The sequence below is a fragment of the Bacteroides togonis genome, from assembly GCF_900130135.1.
GTDB classification, from domain to species: domain Bacteria; phylum Bacteroidota; class Bacteroidia; order Bacteroidales; family Bacteroidaceae; genus Bacteroides; species Bacteroides pullorum.
The window spans coordinates 1,439,809-1,457,008 of the sequence record NZ_LT670820.1 but is presented as its reverse complement, the minus strand read 5'-3'; the positions used below and the strand labels follow the sequence as shown (position 1 = coordinate 1,457,008).

The window sequence follows — 17,200 nt, the reverse complement described above, 5'->3', positions numbered from 1 at the left end:
AAAGTATCTATGATTATGAAACTGAAATATATATTCTTATTTTCGGCAACCTTATTGATGGGTACTGCCTGTTCAGACTTTTTGGATAAAGCGCCTATTTCGGATAACGTGGACGAGGGCTTCTTTACAGCCGAGAACCATTTGGAACCCTATTGCAACACCATGTACGGACTCTTGCCCGATCACGGAGCCGGTACGAATGACTTCGGCTATTTCGATACGGACGTCAACAGCGACGACATGTCAGGCACAGGGCAGAATGACAATTTCCTGCCCCAGCGCATCCAGGTGGGGGCGAGCGGCAGTTATGCCAGCTTTGCCGACATACGCTCGTGCAACCTGTTCCTGACGCGCACGGCGGAGAACATAGAGAACGGAACGCTGGATGAGACGGATAACGTCAAGCATTATATCGGTGAGATGTATTTTTTCCGCGCTACCATTTATTTCAACATGATGAAGGCATACGGTGACCTCCCCATCGTGACGGAGGTGCTGACCGACGGCGACTATACGGCCAATGTGGAGGCTAACCGTAGAAAGCCGCGTAACGAAGTGGCCCGTTTCATTCTGGAGGATCTGGACCGTGCCCTCGAACGGCTGTACCCGAAAAGCAATAGCTTTACGGACCATCGTCTGAACCGTGAGTCGGCGTTGTTGTTCAAGTCGCGCGTGGCTCTCTATGAAGCTACGTGGGAAAAGTATCATGGGGATACGCCCCGTGTTCCCTTTGGACCGGGATGGCCAGGCGACGCTGCGGTGTTGACATCGGATGCACAGACCGAAATTAATTTCTTCCTGGACCAGGCCATTGCCGCCGCCAAAGAAGTGGGAGACGCTTCTTCATTGGTAGAGGACTACGCCAGCCTGTTCAGTTCGGATGATCTTTCGGGAGCAAGGAACGAAGTGCTGTTGTGGCGTATGTACAGTGCAGAGGCCAAGGTGCAGAATCCAGTAGTGGGAGCTACGCATGGTTATGCTGCCGCAGAAAGTGAAAAGGGGACTTATGTGTTTTCGCACGGTGGTACAGTTGGCTTTACCCGCTCTTTGGTGGACAGTTATCTGATGGATAACGGCTTGCCCATTTATGCACAGGGTAGTGGCTACGCAGGCGACAAGAGTATCACAGATGCCATGACCGATCGTGACAATCGTCTGACTTCGTCTGTAGCCAAGCCCGGTGACAAGATTATGGGTAACGTTTATTTCCAATATCCGGGTCTGGTGGCTGCCGGCGGCGGTATTTATGTAACCAGTACCGGTTATATCCCTCGCAAGGGTTGGCAGGACAACGACGTTGTTTTCAATACGGGTTCTCCGCTGGCATTGCCCATCTTCCGTGCAGCGGAAGCCTATCTGAACTATATTGAAGCCTACTACCTGCGTCATGGCAATCTGGACGACACGTGCGATAAGTATTGGCGGGAATTGCGCCGTCGTGCGGGTGTGGACGAGGATTATACAAAGACTATTGCGGCCACAGACCTGACAAAAGAAATTGATTTGGCTCGTTATTCAGGCACGAATCTAATAGATGCTACACTTTATAATATTCGTCGTGAACGTCGTAGCGAGTTCATTGCTGACGGCATGCGTAAGGACGACCTGTATCGTTGGCGTGCGTTGGACATGATGCAAAACTATTGGGTGGAAGGCATGAACTATTGGGATGAATTCCATACTGAATTCGAGAATGCATGTACGGTCTGCAAACTGACTTATACGGCTCCCAATGAAGCTTCTGTCAGCAAGTATCTGCGTCCGCAAGGTAAGAATGAACTGGTAAACAAACACAATGGCTACTGTTTTGAAACTGCCAATTATCTTTCTCCGCTGTCATACGATGTATTCCGTATGTCCACTCCTGAAGAAGGTGGCGATGTTTCTACTTCGGTAGTTTACCAGAATCCGGGTTGGCCCATTGAGCCGGGTGGCTTTGCTATTCAGGAATAGTAGATCTTTTTTAATGCTATTATGAACCAAGTGTGCCAAAGGTTAAGTGGGTTTTGTATCTTTGGCACACTTTCTTTATTTTATGATATTAAATTGAACAGAGTATGATGAAAAGATTTTTATTCGGATTGTTGTGTTTGACTAGTACACTTTCTGTATGTTCACAGGAGAGTCATCCTGTGCCTGCCCCCCATCAGCTGAAGTGGCACAAGGCAGAGATGGGTGTTGTATTCCACTATGACCTGCATGTGTTTGATGGCCAGATATATGGACAGGGAAACAACCGCATCAATCCGGTGGAGGATTATAATATCTTCAACCCCACGCAGCTCGACACGGACCAGTGGATACAGGCGGCCAAGGCGGCCGGAGCGAAGTTTGCCGTACTTACCGCTACGCACGAAACGGGCTTCGGCTTGTGGCAGAGCGACGTGAATCCCTATTGCCTGAAAGCGGTGAAATGGCGTGACGGCAAGGGCGACGTGGTGCGCGACTTTGTAAATTCCTGCCGCAAGTATGGTATTCAGCCGGGTATCTATATCGGTATCCGCTGGAACTCTTTGTTTGGCATTCATAACTTCAAGGCTGAGGGCGACGGTGAGTTTGCACGCAACCGCCAAGCCTGGTACAAACGTCTGTGCGAGAAGATGGTGACGGAACTTTGTACCCGCTACGGTGACCTGTTCATGATCTGGTTTGACGGTGGTGCCGATGACCCGAAGGGACTGGGACCCGATGTGGAACCCATCGTGACCAAATATCAGCCGGAATGTCTGTTCTATCACAACGTGAACCGTGCGGACTTCCGCTGGGGAGGGTCGGAGAGCGGTACGGTAGGCTATCCCTGCTGGTCAAGCTTCCCTTATCCCTACAGTCACAGCAATGCGAACGAGGGAGTGAGGAACCACAACGAACTGCTGGCCCACGGCGATGCTGACGGCCGCTACTGGGTGCCCGCTATGGCCGACACGCCTCTGCGCGGATACAACGGCCGCCACGAATGGTTCTGGGAACCGGGCGACGACGACAAGGCCGTCTATCCGCTGGAGAACCTGATGGACATGTACGAGAAGTCGGTGGGACGCAATGCTACGCTGATTGTAGGCCTGACGCCCAACCCGGACGGAGTGATACCTGAGGGTGACGTGAAGCGCCTGAAGGAATGGGGTGACGAGATTGCCCGTCGTTTCGGTACGCCGCTTGCCCAGACCTCCGGCAAGGCGAAGAAACTGTCGATGGACCTGAAAGGCAAACAGAAAGCCAACTATTACATCCTGCAGGAAGATATCACGCTGGGCGAACGCATCCGTGCCTATCGGGTGGAAGCCCGCACAGGCGGGAAGTGGGTCACTGTGGCCAAGGGAACTTCGGTGGGACACAAGCGCATCGAACGCTTCGACCCCGTAGAGGCAACAGCTTTCCGTGTAGTTGTGGAGCAATGCACAGACACTCCGCAGATACGAAACTTCAGTGTTTATTATGTGGAATAGCTGCTCTGACTTTAACTTTCATATTCTACTAACCCCATTATCTAAACTCTCTGATTTATGAATAAATATTTGTTTACCGCATTGTCTCTGACGCCGTTGGTACCCATGACTGACGGATGGGGAGCGACGAAGAAGCAACCGTCTGCCGAGGAGCAGAAACGCCCGAACATCATCCTGTTCATGGTGGACGACATGGGATGGCAGGATACCTCGCTGCCTTTTTGGACACAGAAGACTCCTTATAATGAGGCCTACGAGACACCCAATATGGAACGGCTGGCCAAGCAGGGCATGATGTTCACCCAGGCGTATGCCTGCAACATCAGTTCGGCCACCCGGTGCAGCCTCATTACGGGAGCCAACAACGCCCGCCATCGGGTGACCAACTGGACGCTGGAGCGCGACAAGCAGACCGACCGCCAGAGCGCGACGGTAGAGCTGCCCGACTGGAACTATAATGGTGTCAGTCAGGTAGAGGGTACGAACAATACCTATGTGGGCACTTCGTTCGTCGAACTGCTCCGCCAGAGCGGGTATCACACCATCCATTGCGGCAAGGCCCATTGGGGCTCTCTCGATACGCCGGGAGAGAATCCTACTCACTGGGGCTTTGAAGTGAATATTGCTGGCCATGCGGCCGGTGGTCTGGCTACCTATCTGAGTGAGCGGAACTACGGTCACACGCGCGACGGTAAGGCTTACTCGCTAATGTCCATTCCCGGACTGGAGAATTATTGGGGGACAGGTGTCTTTGCTACCGAAGCCTTGACGCGCGAGGCTATCAAGGCGCTGGACAAGGCCAAGAAGTACAACCAGCCTTTCTACTTGTATATGGCTCATTATGCCATCCATGTGCCTATCGACAAGGACATGCGCTTTTTCCCGAAGTATGTGCGCAAGGGGATGAGCGATAAGGAGGCTGCCTATGCTTCGCTTATCGAGGGTATGGACAAGAGTCTGGGTGACTTGATGGACTGGTTGGAAAAGAACGGTGAGGCCGACAACACCATCGTCATCTTCATGAGCGACAACGGCGGATTGGCTGCCGAGCCCGAGTGGCGCGACGGCGAAGTGCATACGCAGAATGCGCCTCTGCGCAGCGGCAAGGGTTCGCTCTACGAGGGCGGCATCCGCGAGCCGATGATTGTGAGCTGGCCGGGTGTAGTGAACCCCGACACGCGTTGCGACAAGTATCTGATGATTGAGGATTTCTATCCGACGCTGCTCGAGATGGCCGGTGTGAAAGATTACAAGACGGTAGCTCCGCTGGACGGCGTCAGCTTCATGCCGCTGCTAAAAGGTACGGGCGACCCCTCGAAAGGCCGTGCGCTGGTGTGGAACTTCCCCAACATCTGGGGCAATGACGGACCGGGCATCAACCTCGACTGTGCCATCCGCAAGGACGAGTGGAAGCTGGTATATTACTACGAGACCGGCAAGAAGGAGTTGTTCAACATTCCCGAAGACATCGGCGAGAAGCACGACGTGGCAGCCGAGCATCCCGACATCGTACGCCGCTTGTCCAAGGAACTGGGGCAGTATCTGCGCAAGGTCGATGCCCAGCGTCCTACGTTCAAGAGCACGGGCAAGCCTTGCCCCTGGCCGGATGAAGTATAGTTGGAGCATTATTTTTCTCTGACTGGGAAAAATTTTTTCTCCAGTCAGAGAAAAATCGGGAGTTTATAAAATATCTTCTTGAATATATCTTATAAAAGAAGTCTGCCAATCTGTCTATCTGATAGTCTTTTACTTATCGTGACAGGTTGGCAGACTTTTTTTGTTATTGTGGAAGACTTATTGAGCCTTGCATTCTATTCGTTTTCCATCGGCTTGTACCGCATAGATACCTGCTCCTTCTAACGATATGGATGAAGGTACAGTAAAGTGGAAGGCATTAGAGAAGTAGAGTAGCTTATTGTCTTTCCTTACTTCAAAGGCTACAGCTTCATCTCCGTCGGTGATGCTGATTTGCTGTCCTGAGCGACTGTAGCTGATAGTCTTGGTAATCTTTACGTTGTCCTGGAACTGAGTATAGTAGCCAGTGTCTGGAGCAACGATATCCAGTCCTTCATCTCCCTGTTTGCGATCCTCCAGATATTGGAAAGCGTGTTTGGGAGCTGGGAATTGTGCCATGAAAGCCTTGGCTTCCTGAATCATCTGCTCGGTCACTACGTAGTTCCAAGTGCCATACTGTTCAATTGTTTCATTTACCGGTTCAAAGAATCCCCATAAATCGAAGAATTCGGTCAGGTTTTCGTTAGCCGCTTTGCTGGCCATCATGGCAAACTTCAGCTGTCCTTCGCCCGGGTTATTTTCTACGATACGGTTCTCGCGCAACAGTTTGAACAGAGTTTGCCAGAAATCTGGTTTATAGCCGCAACGGTGGTAGTAGTTCCACAATTGCCAGTTCATACGCATGTGTATTTCGGTATCTTCACCCTGATGAGTAGCGTCACCCATGTTGTGCCATGCTTGTTTACGCTCGAAGCGTGAGTCGGCTAGGTCGCTCAGTTCGCTACCGCGAGAGCAATATTTACCCAGCTTGTAGAGGATGTAGTTGGAGAACAGGTTGTTGGACGACTCGGTGCTGCCGGGCCAGTTGATGGCAGCTTGGTGGATATGGCCGATTTCATGTGCTGGTCCCCAAGCATTGTCCTTGGCTGCCATGACGTTTTCTTTCAGCAAAATGTTGTTCAGATATGTGTAGACAAAACCGATGCGGTAGTCTGAAGCCCACATATAGCTACCTTCAGGCGAAATAGCAAACAGATGATTGTTGACCTGTGAAGGGCGTACATCCTCGATGCCCATCAGCTCCTGTTGCCAACTAATAATGTCGTCCCATAAATTGATGGCTGACAAAATATCACTCGGCACAGCCTGTTTCATCTGCTCGCGGTGGAAGTAGAACATGATACGTTCGCCACGAACGCAGAAGTATTTGTAATTGGCTTTTCCAATCAGTTCCTGATATTTTTCATTCGTTTTGTGAGTTTTCAAATCGAAGAAACCACTTACCTTACCGCTGCCAGGAGTGATGTGGACGGTGATAGGTTTAGCATTGGGGTCAAGCAGATTAGCTGTATACATCAGGAAAAGCATGCCTTTCTTAGTAAACCCTACCTTGTTTACGCCTTCTTGTAAGAAACGTGTCTCACCGCTGGCAGCTGTTTGTACGTAGGTATTGGTCCCGTCGCTGGCTTGTTCTTCGCCAATATTTTGGATGGACAACGAGTTACCGTATGTGTCGCCAACAAGAATTATTAATGAGTCACCAGGTTCTACATAAATACCGGTTGGATTGTCCAAATTGCTGTAGCGTTTGGTCATCAGTGTCTTAGCCCATTCCTCTACATTGCTATAGGGCTGGTAAGACTGGATGCGGAATTCTTTTTCCCACGGATCATACGTATTGCTGCGCAGCATGGTGGCAAGTTTGATGAAGTATCCAGGTAGAGCATTGATTTGTTCATCTGTTACATCGGACTTCAGTTCAGTACAGGTGATGTCGGTAAATACGGTCAACAGTTGTTTGTCGAGAGTCTTATCTGTGTTCTTCTGGTAGAATTCCATTTCATCACAGCTGACAAATCCTCCTAAACCGGATTTGACACTGAATTTGATTTTAGTTACTTTGGAAAGTGTATTCTTGAAATCAACTCGGCTTGCTGCATTTTGCATTTTGAAGTCATAACTTCCCATCAATTTATATTCGGGTTCGCTTTCGGTAGCCGTATAAATATCAACTTCTCCAAAATTACCGTTTCCGCTTCTTGTGTAATAGATGAGGTAATCAAGGTCTGGCTTTTGGTCAAAGAAATATTCCAGAGTAACGGGAAAGGCTGCCTGTTGGTTCCAAATGGAATGGTAGGGTTCTCCTTGGGGGCTGAACTTCCCGTCGAAACTGTTTTCAATATCTTGTCCCGGCTGATTTTCACTGGCTTTACCGCTGGTAGGTATTATTTTAATGTCGCCTTCTACGACAACGTCATCTACACCGGCACTTTTAGCCTCTTGGGTTATAGTGCAAGTAGTTACTATATCTGTATATTTTATCCCTGTATAGGTGAAAGTGGCGCTGCGTTCTTCATATAAAGAGTTGGCGTCCACTGTGTAATTGTAATCTTTATCTGTTAATGCACGAGTTCCCGGCGCATCATGTATCCAGTCGCATTTTTCGGAAAGGGTTGTTGTATATTCGATGTTGGATGTGACGGTAATAGTTAATGGACCTCCTTCTGCAGATATATTTTTTGCTTCTTGTTTTAATAATATTGCAGGGCCATAACCTAATTGTCGTACTTGAATATTGTAATTTTCGACGCTGGAGTTTACTGTTATGGTAGCTGTTCGAATGTCGGGTTCTTCACTGGCTTGTATGCTAATCAGAATTCCGGAAGCTTGTGAGGAGGAGTGTTCTTGATCAACTAGACACCATGATTGGTCTGATTTGACACTCCATTGGGATGTTTCTAAATTAGTTTTGACAGGAATGACTACAGAGGTTGCACTCTGTTCAAAATCTTGTTGTAGATACTGTTCCTCAATAGAAAATTGTGGAGTACTTGGGGAATCGTTTTTTTCATCACTGCATGAAATGAACCATAAAACTGTACATAGACATATGGTCAAAAAGGATAGGACTCTCATAGTTTTTTTTATGGGGTTAAGGGTTGATAATAAAAATGCAGTTGCTTATGTTTGAGATGTGTGGCAAAGATATAAAAAAAGTGGGATATTCTATTTTTATACAGAAAGAAGGAGAGAAAAATAGATAATGAAATTTCCCTCCTTCATCCATTTTTAGTAAATCAAATATATAGAGTAAATGTGAGGGACAGTCCCAATTTCTGTCCCTCAAAGGTTAGAAGATTATTATTTACCAAAAATCTGCATTTCGCCACAGTTCCAGAATTGTCCTGTGCATACATTTCCTGCATTACTTTCAGTTACAGAAAAACGTATATAAGTAAAAGATTCACTTGAAGAGAACACATTTGAATCATATTCCTCATTACCGGTTGTAAATGAGTTTGCAACCTCTCCTATTTCTTTCCAAGTATTACCATCATTTCCTGCATAGATTATTGTTTTGGTGGGTGCACCATTCGCATTCTCAAATCGTGTCCAGAAATTATATGCAAAATGATTGATTGGGTTGGACAATTTGAAATCAATGTAATGTCCATATACGGCATCAATCGCTGAGCCACTATAGTTAGAATGCCAATGGAGACCGCTTCCTCTACCATCGAACAATCCAGCTAACCCGGTTCCATCTCCGTTTACTGTAGCATTCGAAGATAGCATATCGAGGGAAAGTGGTATTTGGGTCAATTCACTTCTTGGAATTGTATAGTTAATACCTACGATGCAACTCGATTTGGCCTCGTCGACTGCAAAATTGGGATTAGATGTTCCAGAAATCTTCAATGGTATGGCTTGTTGTCCCCATATTAATTTGGACTTATCTAAAGTTATCGTTACAGTTGCATGGTTAGAACCATTTTGGAAGGGCGTTATTTCTATTGTATATGAATCTTCTGCAGCCATTTTTAAGTTTTTCTTGTTTGCAGTGTTATATTCGTCCAGAATTCCTTCATCTACTGTAACCTGACAATCCAAATCCCATTGACTTACAATGGGCATTAGGATGGATTGTGTGATCGTTGTTGTCCCTTCACTGCCTGTAATGTCGTCTGTGGAGATGAAGCCACTGTTCTCGAAACCTACAGTGAGGGTTTGAACGCTGGGTATAATAAATGCATAACGTTTTTCTGCATTAATGGAGTCAGAGCCATTATACAGTTCAAATGGAATGACGTAGGTTGTTGCATCTGTTCCACTATTTTGTTCAATTTGTTCGGCTATCAATGAAACATTTACTGTTTTATATAAATCTGCTGCTCCAAATTCTATAGTTTCATTGCTGAAAGTGTAACATGTTCCTGGTAATGCTTTATAGTTTACGCCTTCTGCAGCATTATATGCAGCAAGGCTTGCATCACTCATGATTCCGACATCAATAGATGCTGTTGCTCCTAAAGTGGAACCAGACTTGTTAACAATAAGCTGGTAGTCTGTATTTTCTCCAGTTTTATAAACTGTTAACGGTAATTCTCCACTATTTCTGAAATAAAGAATAGTGCTGAAATCCGATAAGTATTCGTCTTTGCCATCTTCGCATGCAGTATGTGTCAATAAACAGCTGGTGGCAAGAATCGCAAATAATATGTTTTTTTTCATATGAATTCGTTGTTTGATTGTTAGTATCAATATTACCAACCGTAGTTTTGTCTTAACAGTCGGTTACGGTCTATTTCGCGTTGAGAGAATGGATACAGATAATGGTTGTCTTCAAATACGCGTGTTTCGAAAACAGTACGTTGCCAGAAATCGGCGGGGGTAACATTCGCCGCATTGCTACCAATGGGGCACTCTGTATTCATGCCATACATAGGACCGCCATCGGTTTCTTTGGCAATCATCCAAGTACGAGTGTCATAGTAGCGATGGCGCTCAAAGGCCAGTTCGACGCGGCGTTCCTTGCGGCAGAGTTCGATCAGCTCTTCTGTGGTCGCGTTGGAGTATACGTCCGTGATAGGTTCCAGGCCGGCACGGTTACGCAAGTCTGCCCACTTTTCCATTGCAAGTTCTTCATATCCTCCAGGAAGGGCAACACCTCGTTTTTTACATTCCAAAACAGATTCGATGAAGTTCAAGTATATTTCGCCCAAACGGAACACGGGGAAAGTAATGTTACCCCAATTGCCTGCGGCCGAACTCAAACGATGGTCGTAGAAACGGTTGAGCAGGTAGCCGGATTTCGGATAGTCGTGGCTCTTGTTGCTGTTGGCTCCTTTGGCAAAAGAAATCATGGTTGATTGTGTGTTATGAAGCCAGTAGTTACCGCTAAAGAATACCGTGACATAGAAGCGCGGCTCCCGGTCTTTATACATGTTGGGCGCTTCCAGATCGTAGTTCTTGAATTTGCTCCAACCTTCAGCCGGATATTCCCAGGTGCTAAGTTGCAGTTCTGTATCGGCGTCATACCCGGACTGGGCGTCCACGATGGGGGTTCCATCGGCTTCGTATCCTGTAATCGGGTAACGGCCGCTGCTCATGGCATAGGCATCGACCAGTTGTTGTGTCGGGCCTACTGCACCATAGGCAGTACCTGCTACACCTGTTGGTACAGTACCTACTCCCCAACTGTAGCGGTTATTGTAGCGATCTGTCCAGATGAGTTCGCTGTTCCAGTTTACATTGGTGATGCCGACGTAATCTTCATAAGGATTGCCGTTGCCCGCACGATACAACTTGTATTGTGAATTATCCAACAATACTTTGGCAGCTTCTGCAGCTTTCAGCCATTTGCTGGCGTCGTATTGCTGGGGAAACAATTCTGCATCAGACAGGTCGGGAAATTCACTGGTTGTAGGGTTTTTTATGTTGCGATAAAGTGTGTTGCCGTTGAATAAGTCACGTGCTGAGTATAATAGCAGTCTTGAAATAACGGCTTGGCAAGTTCCTTTGGTTGCTAATCCATATTCCAATTCCTCGTAGGAAGATTGGATTGCGTTGCTATTGGCACATTCTGTCATTTCGCTGACAACGTAGTCTACACATTGTTCCCATGTGTTGCGTGGACGGTAAAGGGACTCTGTAGAGGCTGAAAAGTCAAGTAATTCATCTCCTAACAGGAATACCGGACCATAATCGCACATCATCAGAAAATAGTAATAGGCGCGCGCAAAGCGGGCTTGCCAATAATATAGGTCAAGGTCTCTTTGTGTAACCAGCGGGTCACTACAAGTATAAACATTCTGCATTAAAATATTACATTCGCGGATTCCCTTATAATATTTGTCCATAACATAATAGGGGACCGTTGATGCGTTCCATGAGCCAAAATTGATATATCGGTATTGTCGGTCGTAAGCGATGGTACATTCATCTGATGCTCCGAGGTAGGGTTCATTGTCTCCGATAAATCCACCATTATAATTGGGTAGAAATGACATGGCATTTAACCAATACTGTTTGGTCGTATTTCGGTTTTCCCAGATTTTTTCGAAGGTGAGTTTCTCATCTTCTTGTCTGTCCAGAAAGTCTTCGCATGAAGTAAATGTTAAGGTACTTGCTGCGAAGCATAGCATATAGAATGATTTAAATTTAATCTTCATAAGTTTTTTTGTTAACAAGGTTTAGAAATTAGCGTTAAATCCAATAGAGAACATTCGATTGAGCGGATAACCAGAGCCGTCTGTTGAGCCTTTCTCTGGATCCCATAATTTGAATGGACTGAATTGTAAGAGGTTATTGCCAGCAGCATAGAATCTTAGACTCTTGATAAAGCTCTTTTGCAACAGAGATTTTGGCAATGAGTATCCGATCTCTACGCTCTTCAAGCGAAGGAATGAACCGTCTCGTAGCCACCATGTGGATGCTTGGCTATTGTTGGAAGCACCTGCTCCACCACTACCCATGCTCAGACGTGGATAGGTAACATTGGCATTTTGTTCGGGAGTGTTGGTGGACATCCATACGTTACCATATATATCTTCGTTAATGGCTGCACGCTCCATATTTCCAGATGAGAAAGGTGTACGGATGGATGAGCCGTTCAAGAAGAAGCTTGTACGTGCTACTCCTTGGAAGAAGATGTTGAAGTCCCAATTTTTGTATTGTGCCGTGCCGCCAAAACCATAGGTGATTTCTGGCAGATTGGTGTAACCGATTGCTATCTGGTCTTGTGAGTCAATTTGACCATCACCGTTGATATCTTGATATTTGATGTCACCTACGCGATATTTGCCAAAATTTTGTACAGGACTGTTATCAATTTCTTCCTGGCTTTCAAATAAACCAATTGCAACTAGACCGAATGGTTGCAAAGAGCCACCGCTACCGAAGGGTTTTCCAATCTTGTTTTGATATTTATATTCCCAGTCGGGTTCATCATTGTTTAGTAATTCGTTTCTATTGAAAGTGAAATTGCCTCGTGCGGTCAACATTAAGTCTTTGTTTACTTGATGGGTATATTCTACCGTAGCATCAAAACCCTGATTTAGAGTTTCACCGATATTTACGTACGGAATGGTAGAAACACCGACAATGGCAGGAAGTCCAGCACGTTGTAGGAAGATACCGCTACGTTCTTCACGGAAATAATCAGCTTGTACTCGTATTTTGTTGAATAACGAAAATTCGATACCTGCATTTATTTTTAGAGCTTCTTCCCATGATGCATTAAGATTCTCGACTTCTCCAATACGAATGCCGGTTCCACCTTGATTTCCAGTACTACCATAATACCAATTACCACTGTTTACGATAGTTGATTCATATACCCATCTTCTTTGTCCACCGATATCATCGTTACCTACTTTACCGTAGGATGCTTTTAATTTCAGCATGTCAATGACTTTGGTTGCTGGCTGGAACCATTTTTCATTGGACATCATCCAGCCGATAGCTACAGCAGGGAAGAAACCAAAACGGTGTCCACGTGCAAAGTTCTCAGAACCATTGTATCCCAAGTTCACTTCTGCAAAATAAGTGTCTTTGAAGGCATAAGTTGCACGTCCTGCCAAACCTTGGTTTTTGTAGGGTAATGCATCATCTCCACTGCCGGCTTGGGTATTGGTGTGAATTTTTTGGTTGTACAACAATAAGGCTCCAACACGGTGGATATCATTGAAAACCCGATTGTAGGTTAAAGATCCTTCCAGATAACGGGTCATAGTACCACTACGTCCGATACGGAATCCTAAAGAACTACTTCCTGTATGTACTGGATCCCAAATACCGTCACCATTATTGTCATCATAGATCAAACTTCCATCTTCGGCACGACTGCGTGCATGATAGAAACTTTCAATTTTGTCACGGCGTTGCAATGTCGTGTTCCATGCGTCCCAAGAGAATTTAATGTTGGCACTCAGACCTTTTAACGGTTCCCAAAGTGCTCCGATATCTTGAGTTACACCAATCAGTGATTGGGCGGAGTTCCAAAATTGTTCACGATACCCTGAATGTGCCAGCATGTTCCATGGATTATAACCGGAGTCTGTGGAAGGACCGGACAATGTTCCATCGGAATATTGTACAGGGAAAGCGTTCGGAGAAGCCATGAATGTATAGGACCAGATGTCAGCGTCTGTATCACCAAATCCAGGGCCAAATGATTTTTCATAAATGTTGGCCAAATTGAAGTTTACGACCGTACTTTTGGTAAGGTTCAAATCGACATTGGCTCTAAAATTGAATTTGTTGTAGCGGATGGACGGATTGTAGCCATAAATGTTGCCTGCATTCTTATAAATGGAGCTTTCATTATAAAAAGCACCGGATACGTAATACTTGACAATGTCACTACCGCCTGTGATATTCAAATTGACACGTTGATTAGCTGCCATATCATCAAATAGGGCATCAAACCAATCGACGTTAGGATAGAGGTCTGGGTCTGCGTTTGTCCTGTATTTTTCGATGTCTTCAGGTGAATAGAATTGGCTACCATATGCTTCGTTGTATAATTCGGCCCATTCTGCTGAACCTAACATTTGTGGTCGTTTGGTTGGCTGAGTAAAACCGAACTCTGTACGTACATTGACTTGTGGCTTTCCAACAGAACCCTTTTTGGTCGTAATAAGGATTACACCGTTGGCACCTCGTACACCATATACTGCAGAGGCGGATGCGTCTTTCAGAATGGAGAAAGAGGCGATGTCGTCTGTATCTACCAAATCCAAATCGCGTTCGATACCATCGACCAGTACTAGAGGAGTTGATGTACCTTTGAAGGAGGATACGCCTCGGATGTAGAAATCTGCCGCGCTGTTTTTACCTGGTTCACCAGAACGGCTCATGGCAACAATACCTGATAGCTGACCGGCTAATGCATTTGAAATGGACGAACCAGGAACGGTTAGTTTGGTAACGTCCAATGTCGAGATGGCGCCGACTACGCTTTCTTTCTTTTGGCTTCCATAACCTACTACAACAACTTCTTCAAGAACTTCAGTGTCCGGTTGTAGTACAATATCAATCGTTTTTTGTCCTGTTACAGCTACTTCTTGTTTTTTATAGCCGATGTAAGAGAACTCCAATACTCCACCTATACCTTCCACGGTAATAGAGTATTTACCGTTGACGTCAGTCACTGTTCCTGTTGTACTGTTTCTTAAATAAACAGTAGCACCAATGGCGGGTTCATTGGTGTCACCGGTAAGAATGGTACCTGTAATTGTTTGTTTTTGCTGTTGCAGAATTGTTGTGACTGTTTCGCTTCTGCCTATTCCATTTTCCGGAAGTGCGAAAAGTGTACTTGGAGATAATAGCAATGATAGGGCAATACATTTTATGCATTGCTCTTTTCTGCAAAAAAATGGATTCATTTGCACATTGTTGATTTTAATGTTAAACTTTAGTGATTGATTTTGAATGTGAATCTCTTTGTAATATAAAAAGAGATACTTCCCTAGTAAAGGGGGTTTTTAAGGCGTTATTTTTCTCATGCTTAGGACTTTTTTTTATATGGTTAACTAATGTGCTGCAATATCGGAAATTATTTTTGATGCACCAAGTTTTTTCTAAGAAAAAATAAAAAAAAGGTGTTTTATGCATTGTTTTCTTGTAATTATTTGAAATCAATCGTTTTTTAGCTTTCCTTAATTCCGACTTAAGGCTTTCAAAAGCATTATATGTCTTTTGACATGATTTATAAATCTCCGAGAAACGCATAGAAAGATGGCAAATTCATTATACAGGAAGGTCCTACTCCTTAGTCGTGAGTATATAGACGAAGAGTTGTTATAATCTACTTTCGCCATGGTCTACATAAGCTCTGCAACTATCAACTTTAGCCGTCTAAACATTAACTTGAGTTTCATAACTATGAACTTTTGGGAGCTGTAATGATGGCTTGGTTTCACAGGATCAGATCGATTGATGACATTTTTTATGGACAAAATGTTTTTAAGAAAAGGCGGCTGTCTCCAAATTGAGACAGCCGCCTTTTCTATTTATTTGATTTCAAATTCTTCCTTCATGTCTATCTCCTCACCATGGGGGTCGTAGAAAACATATTGTAAAAATGCTAGTTTTTGATCGGGGATCACTTTGATGCCTAATCCGTATTTCATTTGCCATTTACGCTTCATGGATACAAGTCCTTGATTGACGTAAGCGGCTACATACGGGTGGATGTGCAACGAGAATTTCTTTACCTTCAATTTGTTGGCTAAGTAATCAATCTTGTTCTCTAGAGTATCTGTGAATAGGATGGACGATTTTATTTTGCCTTTGCCGAAACAAGTTGGGCAGGTTTCTGTCGTATCAACGTCCATGGCAGGACGCACGCGCTGGCGGGTAATCTGCATCAGTCCGAATTTGCTGAGTGGAAGAATGTTGTGGCGTGCACGGTCCTTTTGCATGTTTTGGCACATGCGTTCGTAAAGCTTTTGCCGGTTCTCGGCTTCGTTCATGTCTATGAAATCAACAACAATAATGCCTCCCATGTCTCGTAATCGTAATTGGCGGGCAAGTTCGTCGGCTGCACCTAAGTTAACTTCCAGTGCATTAGCTTCTTGTCCATTGGCATTTTTGGTGCGGTTGCCACTGTTTACATCTACCACGTGAAGGGCTTCTGTATGTTCAATGATGAGATATGCACCGCTTTTATAAGATACAGTTTTACCAAAGGATGCCTTAATCTGTTTTGTAATGGCAAAGTTGTCGTAGATGGGGAGTTGCCCTTTGTACAGTTTCACGATTCCTGCCCGTTCAGGGGCTATAAGGGTTACGTAATCCTTGATTTCATGATAGACAGCCTCGTTGTTCACGTGGATGCTCTCGAAGGAAGGATTGAACAAGTCGCGCAACAGGCCTACGGCACGACTGGTTTCTTCGTAAATCAGTGTCGGAAATTTGGTGGCCTTCTGTACTTTGATGATGGCTTCTTCCCAATGTTTCAGTAATACTTTAAGCTCTCCGTCCAGCTCGGCAACGCGTTTGCCTTCGGCTACGGTACGTACGATGACGCCGAAGTTTTTGGGCTTAATGCTCATCAGCAACTGCTTGAGGCGTGCGCGTTCTTCGCTTGACTTTATTTTTTGGGATACGGAGACCTTGTCGTTAAAGGGTATCAGTACGAGGTAACGTCCGGCAAAGGATAGCTCGGAGGTTAGTCGCGGACCTTTGGTTGATATGGGCTCCTTGACGATTTGCACCACGACTTCTTGTCCTACCTTGAGTGTATTGGCAATGGTGCCTTCTTTTTCAAGGTCGGGAAGTAGGGTTGCTTTGGTGATGGGGTTGAGTTTTTTTCGGTCGCTTAAAGTTTGCTTTACGTATTTCTCTAAAGAATTGAATTGAGGACCCAGGTCCTGATAATGAAGGAAAGCGTCTTTCTCGTAACCTACGTCCACGAAGCAGGCATTCAGGCCAGGCATCAATTTCCTGACACGGCCCAAATACATGTTGCCCACGGAGAAGGAAATGTTGCGTCCTTCGCTTTGAAGTTCTACCAGTTGCTTGTCTTCAAGCAGGGCGATAGACACTTCTTTGGGCTGTACATCTACAACGAGTTCGCTTGTCACAATAATAATGCTTTTAAAGTTTACAATATACAAAACTTCAGGTAGGATGCAGGAAAGGTTTGCTGTTTCTCATTCTGACCTGTGCTTTGTAAGATCTCATGTTTATTTAAACAAAGAACAAACTCGCGAGACATTTGTTTCGCAAGTTTGTTC

At 45.3% G+C, this 17,200-nt stretch carries 8 protein-coding genes; 3 read left to right on the top strand and 5 right to left on the bottom strand.

What is annotated here, in order from left to right; genetic code table 11:
- The first annotated feature begins 15 nt into the window (after nucleotides 1-15).
- The 3 genes from BQ8005_RS06365 (at nucleotide 16) to BQ8005_RS06355 (ending at nucleotide 5,060) form a co-directional block, all read left to right on the top strand.
- Complete coding sequence (locus BQ8005_RS06365) at nucleotides 16-1,953, top strand: RagB/SusD family nutrient uptake outer membrane protein (protein ID WP_075319000.1); 1,938 nt, start codon at nucleotides 16-18, stop codon at nucleotides 1,951-1,953.
- Between the two features lie 104 nt (nucleotides 1,954-2,057).
- Complete coding sequence (locus BQ8005_RS06360; protein ID WP_394334095.1) at nucleotides 2,058-3,443, top strand: alpha-L-fucosidase; 1,386 nt, start codon at nucleotides 2,058-2,060, stop codon at nucleotides 3,441-3,443.
- 57 nt (nucleotides 3,444-3,500) lie between these two features.
- Complete coding sequence (locus tag BQ8005_RS06355; RefSeq protein WP_075317473.1) at nucleotides 3,501-5,060, top strand: sulfatase; 1,560 nt, start codon at nucleotides 3,501-3,503, stop codon at nucleotides 5,058-5,060.
- A 177-nt stretch (nucleotides 5,061-5,237) separates the two neighbouring features.
- Here BQ8005_RS06355 and BQ8005_RS06350 read toward each other — a convergent pair whose 3' ends face one another.
- From BQ8005_RS06350 to BQ8005_RS06330, 5 genes are all read right to left on the bottom strand, one after another.
- Nucleotides 5,238-8,093 (bottom strand): M60 family metallopeptidase, encoded by a 2,856-nt coding sequence (locus BQ8005_RS06350; RefSeq protein ID WP_075317472.1) that lies wholly within the window; start codon nucleotides 8,091-8,093, stop codon nucleotides 5,238-5,240.
- Between the two features lie 225 nt (nucleotides 8,094-8,318).
- Complete coding sequence (locus tag BQ8005_RS06345) at nucleotides 8,319-9,689, bottom strand: BT_3987 domain-containing protein (protein WP_075317471.1); 1,371 nt, start codon at nucleotides 9,687-9,689, stop codon at nucleotides 8,319-8,321.
- Nucleotides 9,690-9,721: 32 nt separating this feature from the next.
- Complete coding sequence (locus BQ8005_RS06340; protein WP_075317470.1) at nucleotides 9,722-11,629, bottom strand: RagB/SusD family nutrient uptake outer membrane protein; 1,908 nt, start codon at nucleotides 11,627-11,629, stop codon at nucleotides 9,722-9,724.
- A 21-nt stretch (nucleotides 11,630-11,650) separates the two neighbouring features.
- Nucleotides 11,651-14,845 carry a SusC/RagA family TonB-linked outer membrane protein gene (locus tag BQ8005_RS06335; protein ID WP_234984008.1) on the bottom strand — a complete coding sequence of 1,065 codons (3,195 nt, stop codon included), beginning with the start codon at nucleotides 14,843-14,845 and terminating at the stop codon, nucleotides 11,651-11,653.
- 627 nt (nucleotides 14,846-15,472) lie between these two features.
- The gene (locus BQ8005_RS06330) at nucleotides 15,473-17,047 is read right to left on the bottom strand and encodes an Rne/Rng family ribonuclease (RefSeq protein ID WP_075318997.1); all 1,575 of its coding nucleotides are present in this window, start codon (nucleotides 17,045-17,047) and stop codon (nucleotides 15,473-15,475) included.
- Nucleotides 17,048-17,200 lie beyond the last annotated feature (153 nt).

Excerpts from the sequence above, each read along its gene's own strand:
- BQ8005_RS06360 (WP_394334095.1), top strand. The coding sequence starts at position 2,058 with ATGATGAAAAGATTTTTATTCGGATTGTTGTGTTTGACTAGTACACTT.
- BQ8005_RS06365 (WP_075319000.1), top strand. The coding sequence starts at position 16 with ATGAAACTGAAATATATATTCTTATTTTCGGCAACCTTATTGATGGGT.
- BQ8005_RS06340 (WP_075317470.1), bottom strand. The coding sequence starts at position 11,629 with ATGAAGATTAAATTTAAATCATTCTATATGCTATGCTTCGCAGCAAGT.
- BQ8005_RS06335 (WP_234984008.1), bottom strand. The coding sequence starts at position 14,845 with ATGAATCCATTTTTTTGCAGAAAAGAGCAATGCATAAAATGTATTGCC.
- BQ8005_RS06350 (WP_075317472.1), bottom strand. The coding sequence starts at position 8,093 with ATGAGAGTCCTATCCTTTTTGACCATATGTCTATGTACAGTTTTATGG.
- BQ8005_RS06345 (WP_075317471.1), bottom strand. The coding sequence starts at position 9,689 with ATGAAAAAAAACATATTATTTGCGATTCTTGCCACCAGCTGTTTATTG.
- BQ8005_RS06355 (WP_075317473.1), top strand. The coding sequence starts at position 3,501 with ATGAATAAATATTTGTTTACCGCATTGTCTCTGACGCCGTTGGTACCC.